Origin of the sequence: Pseudarthrobacter sp. MEB009 (assembly GCF_030208875.1) — a bacterium.
GTDB lineage: Bacteria > Actinomycetota > Actinomycetes > Actinomycetales > Micrococcaceae > Arthrobacter.
This window is the reverse complement of the sequence record NZ_JARVTC010000013.1, coordinates 457984-470309: the sequence shown is the minus strand read 5'-3', so window position 1 is coordinate 470309 and position 12326 is coordinate 457984. Positions and strand designations below refer to the sequence as shown.

Sequence of the window (12326 nt, the reverse complement as noted above, 5' to 3'; positions counted from 1 at the left end):
GTTTTCTTGTGGTTTCCGTCTGTGCGGACCATGCACGTCCGGGATGTGGGCTCGACATTTTTTGGGACCACCCCGGGGTGGTTTCGGGTTTCCAATGCAGCAGCAATGAAAGGCGGCACCCTTCCGTGAAGTTCAGAGTCGATCGGGACGTCCTGGCAGAAGCCGTCACCTGGACAGCCCGGTCGTTGTCTCCGCGGCCACCCGTACCCGTCCTGTCCGGCCTGCTCCTCAAGGCGGAGGCCGGCACTGTCAGTCTGTCGAGCTTCGATTACGAGACGTCAGCGCGGCTTGAAATTGCAGCGGACATCCGCGAAGAAGGCACCATCCTGGTGTCCGGACGGTTGCTGGCTGATATTTGCCGGAGCCTTCCGTCCGCGCCGGTGGATGTCGAAACGGATGGCAACAAAGTCACGCTGACCTGCCGCCGAAGCAGCTTCCACCTGGCCACCATGCCGGAGGCGGAATACCCGCCGCTGCCCGCTTTGCCCACCATCAGCGGTACGGTCCCGGGCGATGCCTTTGCCCAGGCTGTCTCGCAGGTCATTATCGCGGCGAGCAAGGATGACACCCTGCCCATCCTCACCGGCGTGCGGATGGAGATCGAGGATGACCTGATCACCCTGCTGGCCACCGACCGCTACCGGCTGGCCATGCGTGAAGTGCCGTGGAAGCCTGTCACTCCCGGCATCTCCACCAGCGCACTGGTGAAAGCGAAGACCCTGAACGAAGTTGCGAAGACGCTGGGCAACAGCGGCGACATCAACCTCGCCCTCGCCGACGACGACACCCGCCTGATCGGTTTCGAAAGCGGTGGCCGCACCACCACGTCGCTGCTGGTGGACGGCGACTACCCCAAGATCCGCTCGCTCTTCCCGGAATCGACGCCTATCCACGCGACCGTCCAGACCCAGGAGCTCGTCGAAGCAGTCCGTCGCGTGTCCCTGGTTGCCGAGCGCAACACTCCGGTCCGGCTTGCCTTCACCGAAGGGCAACTGAACCTTGATGCAGGCACCGGCGAGGACGCCCAGGCTTCCGAGGAACTTGAGGCCCAGCTTTCCGGTGAGGACATCACCGTGGCGTTCAACCCGCACTACCTGGTGGAAGGCCTGAGCGTCATTGAAACCAAGTTCGTCAGGTTCTCCTTCACCTCGGCGCCCAAGCCCGCGATGATCACCGCGCAGGCAGAGGCCGACGGCGACGACCAGGACGACTACCGCTACCTGGTTATGCCCGTCCGCCTGCCCAACTAGGCCCCATCGGATCCCAGCCTTCGCAAGCTCAGGCCGGGGCCCGCGCCGATGGGCCCCACCCACTGCACTTTGCGGTGGGCCCGGACTCCTGGTGCCAAACGACAACCCATCCCTAGCTCAGAAAAGAGTTCCACCTTGCACATTGGACTGATCGGCCTTGGCAAAATGGGTTTCAACATGCGCGAGCGGCTGCGCGTGGGTGGCATCGAGGTCACCGGTTTCGACCGGAACCCGGACGTCACCGATGTTGCCTCCGTCGAGGACCTCCTGGCAGCCGTCCCCACGCCCAGGATCATCTGGGTCATGGTTCCCTCCGGAGCCATCACCGATGCGGTCATCACCGAACTCGGGGACAAGCTTGACCAGGGCGACCTGGTAATCGACGGCGGGAATTCCCGCTTCACCGAGGACCAGAGGCATGGCGAAATTCTTGCCGCCAAAGGCATCCGGTTCGCTGACTGTGGTGTTTCCGGTGGCGTCTGGGGCCTGCAGAACGGCTACGGACTGATGGCCGGCGGCGCAGTCGAGGACATCCAACGCGCCATGCCGGTCTTTGATGCACTCCGTCCCGAAGGCGACCGCGCGGACAGCTTCGTCCATGTTGGCGACGTCGGTGCCGGACACTACGCCAAAATGGTGCACAACGGAATCGAATACGGGCTGATGCAGGCCTACGCCGAAGGCTACGAGCTCCTCGCCGCGAAGGACATCATCACCGACCTGCCGGGAACCTTCCGGGCCTGGCAGAAGGGCACCGTGGTCCGGTCCTGGCTGCTGGACCTCATGGTCAAGGCCCTGGACGAGGACCCTGGCCTGGAAACGATCGATGACTACGTGGAGGATTCCGGCGAAGGCCGCTGGACCGTGGAGGAAGCCATCGCCAACGCCGTGCCGGCGCCGGCCATCACGGCAGCACTCTTCGCCAGGTTTGCCTCCCGCGAAGATACCTCGCCGGCCATGAAGATGGTCTCCGCACTCCGCCACCAGTTCGGCGGGCACGCCACCCGTCCAGCCAAGTAAGACCCAGCGGGGACCTCCGGGTCCCGGAATTGTCGAAGCCCGCGTGTACCTGGAACACCTTTCCCTGACCGATTTCCGCAGCTACGCGCAGGTTGACCTTGCCCTGCAACCCGGCGTCACCGTGCTGGTGGGGTCCAACGGGATCGGCAAAACCAATCTGATGGAAGCCATTGGGTACCTGGCAACCCTCAGCTCCCACCGGGTCAGCTCGGACGCCCCGCTGCTGCGGTTCGGGACCGAACGGGCCCTGGTCCGGGCCCGGCTGGTCCGCGGGGACCAAACCACCGTGCTGGAACTGGAAATCAACGCCGGCCGCGCCAACCGGGGCCGGATCAACCGGAGCAACCCGGTCCGGGCGCGGGACCTGTTGGGAATCTGCCAGACGGTCCTCTTTGCGCCCGAGGACCTGGCGTTGGTCAAGGGCGATCCGGCCAACCGGCGCCGGTTCCTCGATGAGTTGCTGGCCAGCCTCATTCCGCACCACGCCGCGACACGCAGCGACTATGACAGGGTGCTGAAACAACGCAACGCCCTGCTGAAATCCGCCCGCGCCGGCAGGTTCACGGCCGGCCACGAAGCCACCTTGGACGTTTGGGACCAGCACATGGCCGCCGCAGGAGCCGCCTTGCTGCACGCCCGGCTCGAACTCGTTGAACGCCTGCGTCCGCATCTGTCCCGCGCCTACGCGCAGCTGACGGACGAATCCAAGCCGGCCGATGCCATTTACCGTTCCTCGCTGCAGAACCAGATGGACGACGACGGCGCAACGGCTTCCGGAGTCCCAGGCCAGAACGGTCCGGCCGGGGCAGCCGGGGCCGAGGACCTGCGGCAGCTCACCGTCGGGCAGCTCACTGAACGCTATGTGCAGGCCTTCCGGGAGTCCCGGAAGAAGGAACTTGAACGGGGGATTTCCCTGGTGGGCCCGCACCGGGACGAACTGGACCTGATCCTGGGCCAGGCCCCCGCCAAGGGCTACGCGTCCCACGGCGAAACCTGGTCCATGTGCCTGTCGCTGCGGCTGGCTTCGTATTACGTGATGCTCGATGACGCCCGGACCGGCGGCTCCGCACCCGTCCTGATCCTTGACGACGTGTTTGCCGAGCTGGACGTGCAGCGGCGGCGTAAACTTGCTGCAATAGTCGCCGGCGCCGAACAGGTCCTGGTGACTGCCGCCGTCGACGCCGACATCCCGGAAGAGCTGTCCGGCCGGCGGGTGACGGTCATCCCGGGAGGCATCGATGAGCAGGAGCAGTGAATCCGGCGGTGGGCTGCAGCCCGGCCGCGACCCGGATAACATCGACGCCCCGCAGGCTGCGCTGAACAGGATGCGCGAAGCCGCGGCCGCCCGCGGCGAAATCCGCCGGGCTGCGCCACGGGCCGGAGCCAAAAAAGCCAAAAGCGGCATCCGCGACACCCGGGGCTTCAGCCAGTTCCACTCAACGGGCCGGGATCCGCTGGGCCTGGGCAAAGTTGTGGGCAGGCTCGTCGCCGAGCGCGGCTGGACCTCCCCAGTGGCGGTGGGGTCGGTCATGGCCGAATGGGCCACCCTGGTGGGTCCCGAAATTTCGGCCCACTGCACGCCGGAGAGCTTCACCGACACCACCCTCCATGTCCGTTGCGATTCCACTGCGTGGGCTACCCAGCTTCGCCTTCTCAGCATCAGCCTGCTGGAAAAATTCCGGCGGGAGCTGGGTGACGGTGTGGTGACCAGCATCCAGGTGTTGGGCCCGTCGGCGCCGAGTTGGCGCAAGGGCGGTCGGACCGTCAACGGCCGGGGCCCCCGCGATACGTACGGGTAGGCGGCGGTGCAACTCTTGATTGTCCGCCCTGCGGCGTGTAGAGCCACCAGCGGGTCAATGGGCGTATAGGCACCCAAAGGCAGGACCGCGAGGGCGCCCAAGGCGCGATCAACGGCCGCGCAGCGCCACATCAGCCGCCAGCCACGGCCCCGGAATGCGGGGAAACGCCCTACTTCGCGGTAGAATTACGGGAGAAAACTGGGCGCGGGTGAACGTTGACTGGGTCCGGACTCCGCGCATGTCCAGAATGCGGAGTACGGACCGCACCGTCGGCAGGCCACCGCGCCATCAGTTTGTGCCTGCTGGCAGGTCCCTCCCTGGTTGGGAGCGGACCATCCGGCCATCATCGAAAACAGAGGAGTCGACACCGCCTGTGGCTAACGACAATACCGAAATCCTGGCAGTTGACCCCGAGTTCGAGGATGCCCCCACACCGGATACCCCCGCGGAAGCCGTGACACCCCGCGAGTATGGTGCCAGCGACATCACGGTCCTTGAAGGACTTGAAGCCGTCCGGAAACGGCCGGGCATGTACATTGGCTCCACCGGTCCCCGCGGCCTGCACCACCTGGTCTACGAAGTGGTGGACAACTCCGTGGATGAGGCGCTGGCCGGCTACTGCTCGCACATCGAGATTGTCCTGCAGGCCGACGGCGGCGTGAAGGTCGTTGACGACGGCCGTGGCATTCCCGTTGACATGCACCCCACCGAACACAAACCCACCGTCGAGGTGGTGATGACCATCCTGCACGCCGGCGGCAAGTTCGGTGGCGGCGGCTACGCCGTCTCCGGCGGGCTGCACGGGGTGGGTATCTCCGTGGTCAACGCGCTTTCCCATCGGGTTGACACCGAGGTCCGCCGGCAGGGCCACGTCTGGCGGATGTCCTTCGCCGACGGCGGCAAGCCGCAGGGCGGACTGGTCCAGGGCGAGGAAACCGACCGGACGGGAACCACCCAGACGTTCTATGCGGACCCGGCCATCTTCGAAAGCACGGACTTCGACTTCGAAACCCTCCGTGCCCGGTTCCAGCAGATGGCCTTCCTCAACAAGGGCCTGCGCATCACGCTCACGGACGAGCGTGCCGCCGAAACCGCGGAGCCCGACGTCGACCTTGACCTGGATGCCGTGGCCACGGAAGGCGAAGTCAGCGCCGAGCACCGCACGGTGGTCTACCAGTACGACGACGGACTGCTGGACTATGTCAAGCACCTGAACTCAGGCAAAAAGGTGGACGTGGTCCACGAGGACGTCATCGCCTTCGAAACCGAGGACAAGGAACGCCACATCGCCCTGGAAATGGCGATGCAGTGGACCAATGCGTACTCCGAGAGCGTCCACACCTACGCCAACACCATCAACACCCATGAGGGCGGCACCCACGAAGAGGGCTTCCGCGCCGCCATGACGTCCCTGATCAACCGCTATGCGCGGGAGAAGGGCATCATCAAGGAAAAAGACGACAACCTCACCGGTGATGACATCCGCGAAGGACTCACCGCCGTGATTTCGGTCAAGCTCGCCGAACCGCAGTTCGAAGGACAGACCAAAACCAAGCTGGGCAACTCCGAGGTTAAGGGCTTTGTGCAGCGCGTGGTCACGGACGGCCTGGGCGACTGGCTCGAGCGCAACCCCGGCCCTGCCCGCGACGTCATCCGCAAGGCCATCTCGGCCGCCCAGGCCCGCATGGCCGCCCGGAAGGCGAGGGACAATGCCCGCCGCAAGAGCCCGCTGGAATCGTTTGGCATGCCCGGGAAGCTGTCCGACTGCTCCTCCAAGAACCCGGAAAAGTGCGAGGTCTACATCGTGGAGGGCGACTCCGCCGGTGGCTCCGCCAAGCGCGGCCGCAACCCCGAGACCCAGGCGATCCTGCCGCTCCGCGGCAAGATCCTGAATGTTGAGCGGGCGCGCCTGGACAAGGCCCTGGGAAACGCCGAAGTGCAGTCGATGATCACGGCCTTCGGAACCGGCATCGGTGAGGACTTCGACCTCTCAAAGCTCCGGTACCACAAGATTGTCCTGATGGCCGATGCCGACGTGGACGGACAGCACATCACCACGCTGTTGATGACGCTGCTGTTCCGCTACATGCGTCCGCTGATCGAACACGGTTACGTGTACCTGGCCCAGCCGCCGCTGTACAGGATCAAGTGGTCCAATGCGGCCCACGACTACGTCTACAGCGACCGGGAACGCGACGCCAAGCTGGTGTCCGGACAGGCTGCCGGCCGCCGGATCCCGAAAGACAATGGAATCCAGCGCTACAAGGGCCTTGGTGAGATGGACTACACCGAGCTTTGGGACACCACCATGGACCCGGATAACCGCACCTTGCTGCAGGTGACCATGGACGACGCCCTTGCGGCGGATCAGATCTTCTCAGTCCTGATGGGCGAGGACGTGGAATCACGCCGAAACTTCATCCAGCAGAACGCCAAGGACGTCAGGTTCCTGGATATCTAGGGCAAACCCCCTTACATATCCTCGACCCGACATATACCTGAAACGGAAAATATAAGATGAGCGACGAAACACCCGAGAACCCGGCCGCCGACGCCGGCACTCCGGATACCGTTCCCGCAGGCGACCTTGTGCTGGTGGACCGTGTGGAGCAGGTGGACCTGCAGACGGAAATGCAGCGCTCCTACCTGGATTACGCCATGGCCGTCATTGTGGGCCGCGCGCTGCCTGACGTCCGGGACGGCCTGAAGCCCGTCCACCGTCGTGTGCTGTACGCCATGTTCGACGGCGGCTACCGGCCGGAGCGTTCCTTTAACAAGTGCGCCCGCGTGGTGGGCGAGGTCATGGGCCAGTACCACCCCCACGGCGACACCGCGATCTACGATGCCCTGGTCCGCCTGATCCAGGACTGGACCATGCGCTACCCGCTGGCCCTGGGCCAGGGAAACTTCGGTTCGCCCGGCAATGACGGCGCCGCTGCCCCCCGGTACACCGAAACGAAGATGGCCCATTTGGCCATGGAAATGGTTCGGGACATCGACGAGGAAACCGTCGACTTCCAGGACAACTACGACGGCAAGAACCAGGAACCCACCATCCTGCCGGCGCGGTTCCCCAACCTCCTGGTCAACGGTTCTTCCGGCATCGCCGTGGGTATGGCCACGAACATTCCGCCGCACAACCTCCGAGAGGTTGCCGACGGCGTCCAGTGGTACCTCGCCAACCCCGGAGCCAGCCGCGAAGAGCTCCTCGAAGAGCTCCTGCTGCGGGTCAAGGGACCCGATTTCCCCACCGGTGCCACGATCCTGGGCCACAAGGGCATCGAGGACGCCTACCGGACCGGCCGCGGTTCCGTCACCATGCGTGCCGTGGTCAACGTCGAGGAGCTCCAGGGCCGCACGTGCCTGGTGGTCACCGAACTGCCCTACCAGGCCAACCCGGACAACCTGGCCATCAAGATTGCCGAACTGGTCAAAGACGGCAAGATCTCCGGCATCGCGGACCTCCGCGATGAAACTTCGGGCCGCACCGGCCAGCGCCTGGTCATTGTGCTCAAACGTGACGCCGTGGCCAAGGTGGTCCTGAACAACCTTTACAAGCACACGGAGCTGCAGAGCAACTTCTCCGCCAACATGCTTGCGATTGTTGACGGCGTTCCGCGGACTTTGAGCCTGGATGCCTTCATCCGGCACTGGGTCACCCACCAGATGGACGTCATCGCACGCCGCACCCGGTACCGCCTGCGCAAGGCCGAAGAGGAAGCACACATCCTCCGCGCGCTGCTGAAAGCCCTGGACATGCTGGACGAGGTCATTGCCCTCATCCGCGCGTCCAACACCACCGAAGCGGCCCGCGACGGCCTGATGGAACTCCTGGATATCGACGAACTGCAGGCCCGGGCCATCCTGGACATGCAGCTGCGCCGCCTCGCCGCCCTGGAACGCCAGAAGATCCAGGACCGGCACTCCGAACTCGAAGCCCTGATCGCCGAGTACAACTCGATTCTGGCCTCCGAGGAGCGCCAGCGCGAAATCATCAGCACCGAACTCGCGGAAATCGTGAACAAGCACGGCGATGACCGGCGGACCCGGATCCTGATGGGCTTCGACGGCGACATGTCCATGGAAGACCTCATCCCCGAAGAGGAGATGGTGGTCACCATCACCCGCGGCGGCTACGTCAAGCGGACCCGCAGCGACAACTACCGCTCCCAGCAGCGCGGCGGCAAGGGCATCAAGGGCGCGCAGCTGCGCGGCGACGACGTTGTGGAGCACTTCTTTGTAACCACCACCCACCATTGGCTGCTGTTCTTCACCAACCTGGGCCGGGTCTACCGGGCCAAGGCCTATGAACTGGTGGAGGCGGGCCGCGACGCCAAGGGCCAGCACGTGGCCAACCTGATGGCCTTCCAGCCGGACGAACACATCGCGCAGGTCCTTGACCTCCGCGACTACCAACAGGCGCCCTACCTGGTGCTCGCCACCAAGCGGGGCCTGGTCAAAAAGACCCGGCTTGAGGACTATGACACCAACCGGTCCGCCGGCGTCATCGCCATCAACCTGCGGGACAACGACGAACTGGTCTCGGCCCAGCTCGTGTCCGAGACCGACGACCTCCTGCTGGTGTCGCGCAAGGGCCAGTCGATCCGCTTCACCGCCACCGAGGATGCCCTGCGTCCCATGGGACGCGCCACCTCCGGCGTGACCGGCATGAAGTTCCGCGAAGAGGATGAACTGCTGGCCGCCAACGTCATCACCGACGGTTCGTTCGTTTTCATCGTGACCGAGGGCGGCTACGCCAAGCGGACCGCCGTCGAGGAATACCGCCTGCAGGGCCGTGGCGGCCTGGGCATCAAGGTGGCCAAGCTGGCGGAGGAACGCGGCGACCTGGTAGGTGCCCTGATCGTCCAGGAAGAGGATGAGGTCCTGGTGGTCATGGAAGGCGGCAAGGTGGTCCGCTCCTCCGTTTCAGGAGTCCCGGCCAAGGGCCGCGACACCATGGGTGTCATCTTCGCCAAACCGGACAAGAACGACCGGATCATCGAAGTGGCGCGCAACAGCGAACGTGGTCTCGAGGGCGAGGAATCGCCGGAGGATGACGTAACGTTGGCTGAAGATGGCGGGCCCGCCGGGGACGTCGCCGCGCAAGCATTGGCAGAAGAAGCACCGGCCGTTGAGTCTGAAGACTCCTCCGGCGACGAGCCGAACGAAGACAACACGGAGGTAACGAGTGAGTAATTCCGACTCATTTCCCAAGCCGAGCAGTTCTGCTCCCGATGGAAACCGGCCTTCGTCGGCTCCGCGGGTGAACGCCCCCCTCCGCCCGCAGCAGCGGCCGGCGGCTCCGGCGTCGGCCCCGGGCCAACGCCCCCAGGGTGCCCCGGGTGCCGGCGGCCAGCAGCGCCCCCAGCAGCCGTCCGGACAGGGCCAGCGGCCTTCACCGGGTGCCGGCCAGCGGCCCGCATCCGCAGGGCAGGGCCAGGGTAATCCCGGGCTGGTCAAGCCCGCTCCCAAGGCCAAAGTCCGCCGGGCCAGGCTCCTGGTCAGCAAGGTGGATCCCTGGTCCGTCCTGAAGATGGCGTTCCTGCTGTCCGTTGCCTTGGGAATTGTCACGGTGGTGGCAGCGATCGTGCTGTGGACCGTCCTGGACCTCACGGGCATCTTCGACCAGGTGGACAGCCTGCTGGGCACCCTGGCCGGGTCCGAAGGCGGCGGCTTCGAGCTGAAGAAGGTGGCTTCGCTGGGGCAGGTGGCGTCCTTTGCCACCATCATCGCCGTCGTCAACGTTGTGCTGCTGACAGCCCTGTCGATGCTGTCGGCCATTCTGTACAACATCTCCGCCACTTTGGTGGGCGGCATCGGCGTGACCCTTACCGACGACTAGAACCCCCCTTTGCGCCGGTCCCGGGCCGGCGCAAAGACCCGATTTGGGATCGGGCCGGGATGTGCTGTACAGTCATATCTCGGCCCGATGAGGCATCGGGGCGTATAGCTCAGGCGGTTAGAGCGCTTCGCTGATAACGAAGAGGTCCCAGGTTCAAGTCCTGGTACGCCCACGGAACCTGTGCAGGTTCAAGCGGAGGCTTGGTTGTGGTAACGCAATCAGGCCGGGATGGGGAGCATGTGAAGAAGTTGCTGGTTCTGGCAGCCGCAATCGCAGCCGCCCTTCTTTACCGCAAGGCACAGGTTTCCGAAGCCCGGAAAACAGTCTGGAGCCAGTCAACCGACACGGTCGACTAGCCCCGGAACCGGAACAGAAGCTGGTCAACAGTCTGCTGGTTCTGGGATATGATTATCGGGTTGCCACTTACGGGGGCATGGCGCAATTGGTAGCGCACCTGCTTTGCAAGCAGGGGGTTCGGGGTTCGAGTCCCCGTGCCTCCACCGTAAAAAAAGTCCCGGCCCGCAGAAATGCGGACCGGGACTTTTTGTTGTGCCGGGAAGGTTCCGATTCCTGCCGGCCCCGGCACACTAGTGTGGTGCAGTGACCTTCCTTCTTGCCACCCTGGGTGTCCTCGGTGTTGCCTCCTCCGGGCCGCTGATGGCCGCCACAATGGGTGCCACCAGCGTCAGCGCCCTGGCCATTGCCTTTTGGCGCAACGCCATCGGTGCGGCCGTGATGGCCACCCCCACCCTGGTCCGCACACCGCGCCAGTTTGGTCGGATCACCGGGCGCGAATTCCGGTGGTCGCTGGTGGCCGCTGCTGCGCTGGCGCTGCACTTCGCGTGCTTCATCACGTCACTGCAGCTCACATCGGTGGCGGCCGCCACGGCGCTGGTCTGCCTGCAGTCCGCCTGGATTGCCGTCTTCCAGCTGTTCCGTGGAACCCGGCACCGCTGGCAGGTGCTGGCCGGCCTGGGCGTGGCCTTCGGCGGGGTGGTGGCAATAACCGGCTTCGACATGGGTTCCTCGCCTGGGGCGCTGCTGGGTGACGTGCTGGCGGTGGCAGGAGGGGCGCTGGCCGGCGTCTACACGCTGGCTGGTGGTCAAGCCCGGCAGAGCATGACCACGGGAACCTATACAACGCTGTGCTACGGGATGTGCGCGGCCTTGGTGGCGGGCATGATGCTGATTTCCGGGCAGCCTCTCGCAGGCTTCGAAGCAACTGGCTGGCTGGGAATCGTTGCCATCACCGTATGCGCCCAGCTGGTGGGCCACACGGCCTTCAACCACCTGCTGGCCACGATGAGCCCGCTGCTGGTATCCATGATCATCCTGCTGGAAATCCCGGGAGCCGCCCTGCTGGCCGCGGTTTTCCTCAGCGAGCAGCTTCCCGCGGGAACGTATGCCGGGCTGGCCCTGATTATGGTGGGGCTTGCCATTGTGGTGCTGGGCCAGAAGTCCAGCCGGAACACGGGCAAAACCGATCAGGAGCCGGGCCAGGCGCTGCCGAGGCTTGGCACGGACTGACCGGTGTTACTGCCCGCCGCGGCGGGCGGGCTGCGCGGTGTTGACCGTGTGGATGGCACGGAGGATCTTTGCGGGGAAGTAGACCGAGAAGAACACCACCATGGGGGCTTTCAGTGCCATCTTCTTGACGTTGTGGGCCTTGTAGGTCCGGTCAAAGCGGGTGACGTAGTAGCGGTAGTCCCGGGGTGAGTCCTCCAGACGCCGTGCGGACATCCCGGAGACCATTTGCGGCCAGTACTGGACCTTGAGCCCGTGGTCGGCGAGATGCAGGGACAGGTCGATGTCCTCATGCATCTCGTCCTTCTCGTCCCGGCAGGTCTCGCTGCGGATGGTTTCCCAGGCCGTCGCACGGAGCGCCATGTTGGATCCGAAGAGGAAATGGTACTGCTGCTTGGCCAGCTTCAGCATCAGCTGGCGCATTTTGTCGTCCGCTTTCAGGCCGAACCTGCGCATGGGCATGTCGTAATACACCACAGGCCCGGTGGCTGCCTGGACCGACGGATCATGAAAGGCCCGCTGGACCTGTTCCACCCAGTCGGGCTCCACCACCGAATCGGCGTCGATCCGGCCCAGAATGTCACCCGTGGCGTGGTTCAGGCCGAAGTTCCGGGTGGGGATCAGGCCCTGGTCAGTGTCCTGGCTCAGGAGAATCACGCAACTCTCCGGGTATTCAAGCTGCATCTGCTGCACAATCGCGGCTGTCCGGTCAGTGGAGAGATTGTCCACCACGATGATCTCGTGGGCCGGCACGGACTGGTAGACGGCAGCAATGAGGCACTGCCGGATGACGCTCTCCTCGTTGTAGGCCGGGATAACGATGGACACGCGGGGCAGCACGGCTGCGTCGTTCAAGGCATCCCCAGAGGATTGATCGGCTGACATCAGCTT

Annotated in this window: 10 protein-coding genes and 2 tRNA genes; 11 read left to right on the top strand and 1 reads right to left on the bottom strand. The window is 64.8% G+C overall.

Annotated elements, in window-relative coordinates; all coding sequences use genetic code 11:
* Window positions 1–125: 125 nt before the first annotated feature.
* The 11 genes from dnaN to QRN07_RS13385 all read left to right on the top strand — a co-directional run bounded on the left by dnaN (window position 126) and on the right by QRN07_RS13385 (window position 11438).
* Window positions 126–1250 carry a DNA polymerase III subunit beta gene (gene dnaN / locus QRN07_RS13435; protein ID WP_050684552.1) on the top strand — a complete coding sequence of 375 codons (1125 nt, stop codon included), beginning with the start codon at window positions 126–128 and terminating at the stop codon, window positions 1248–1250.
* 135 nt (window positions 1251–1385) lie between these two features.
* Window positions 1386–2270 carry a phosphogluconate dehydrogenase (NAD(+)-dependent, decarboxylating) gene (gene gnd, locus QRN07_RS13430; RefSeq protein ID WP_285241278.1) on the top strand — a complete coding sequence of 295 codons (885 nt, stop codon included), beginning with the start codon at window positions 1386–1388 and terminating at the stop codon, window positions 2268–2270.
* Between the two features lie 43 nt (window positions 2271–2313).
* The gene (recF, locus tag QRN07_RS13425; RefSeq protein WP_285241277.1) at window positions 2314–3525 is read left to right on the top strand and encodes a DNA replication/repair protein RecF; all 1212 of its coding nucleotides are present in this window, start codon (window positions 2314–2316) and stop codon (window positions 3523–3525) included.
* Window positions 3509–4069: a DciA family protein gene (locus QRN07_RS13420; RefSeq protein ID WP_050684555.1), complete on the top strand. Its 561-nt coding sequence runs from the start codon at window positions 3509–3511 to the stop codon at window positions 4067–4069. Before recF ends, QRN07_RS13420 begins: the two co-directional genes overlap by 17 nt.
* A 373-nt stretch (window positions 4070–4442) precedes the next feature.
* Entirely contained in the window at window positions 4443–6530 is a 2088-nt protein-coding gene (gyrB, locus tag QRN07_RS13415; protein WP_056599400.1) for a DNA topoisomerase (ATP-hydrolyzing) subunit B, read from the top strand.
* Window positions 6531–6586: 56 nt separating this feature from the next.
* The gene (gene gyrA, locus QRN07_RS13410; protein ID WP_050684557.1) at window positions 6587–9265 is read left to right on the top strand and encodes a DNA gyrase subunit A; all 2679 of its coding nucleotides are present in this window, start codon (window positions 6587–6589) and stop codon (window positions 9263–9265) included.
* Entirely contained in the window at window positions 9258–9911 is a 654-nt protein-coding gene (locus tag QRN07_RS13405) for a DUF3566 domain-containing protein (protein ID WP_050684558.1), read from the top strand. Before gyrA ends, QRN07_RS13405 begins: the two co-directional genes overlap by 8 nt.
* Window positions 9912–10009: 98 nt before the next feature.
* Window positions 10010–10083 (top strand) — tRNA-Ile (locus tag QRN07_RS13400).
* A 34-nt stretch (window positions 10084–10117) separates the two neighbouring features.
* The gene (locus tag QRN07_RS13395) at window positions 10118–10267 is read left to right on the top strand and encodes a DLW-39 family protein (protein ID WP_350224288.1); all 150 of its coding nucleotides are present in this window, start codon (window positions 10118–10120) and stop codon (window positions 10265–10267) included.
* A 71-nt stretch (window positions 10268–10338) separates the two neighbouring features.
* A tRNA-Ala gene (locus tag QRN07_RS13390) sits at window positions 10339–10411 on the top strand.
* Between the two features lie 100 nt (window positions 10412–10511).
* Window positions 10512–11438 carry a DMT family transporter gene (locus QRN07_RS13385; protein WP_285241276.1) on the top strand — a complete coding sequence of 309 codons (927 nt, stop codon included), beginning with the start codon at window positions 10512–10514 and terminating at the stop codon, window positions 11436–11438.
* Window positions 11439–11444: 6 nt separating this feature from the next.
* On the opposite strand, the gene QRN07_RS13380 is transcribed toward QRN07_RS13385, so the two are convergent.
* Window positions 11445–12320, bottom strand: coding sequence for a glycosyltransferase family 2 protein (locus tag QRN07_RS13380; RefSeq protein ID WP_050684560.1), 876 nt, complete (start codon window positions 12318–12320; stop codon window positions 11445–11447).
* Window positions 12321–12326 lie beyond the last annotated feature (6 nt).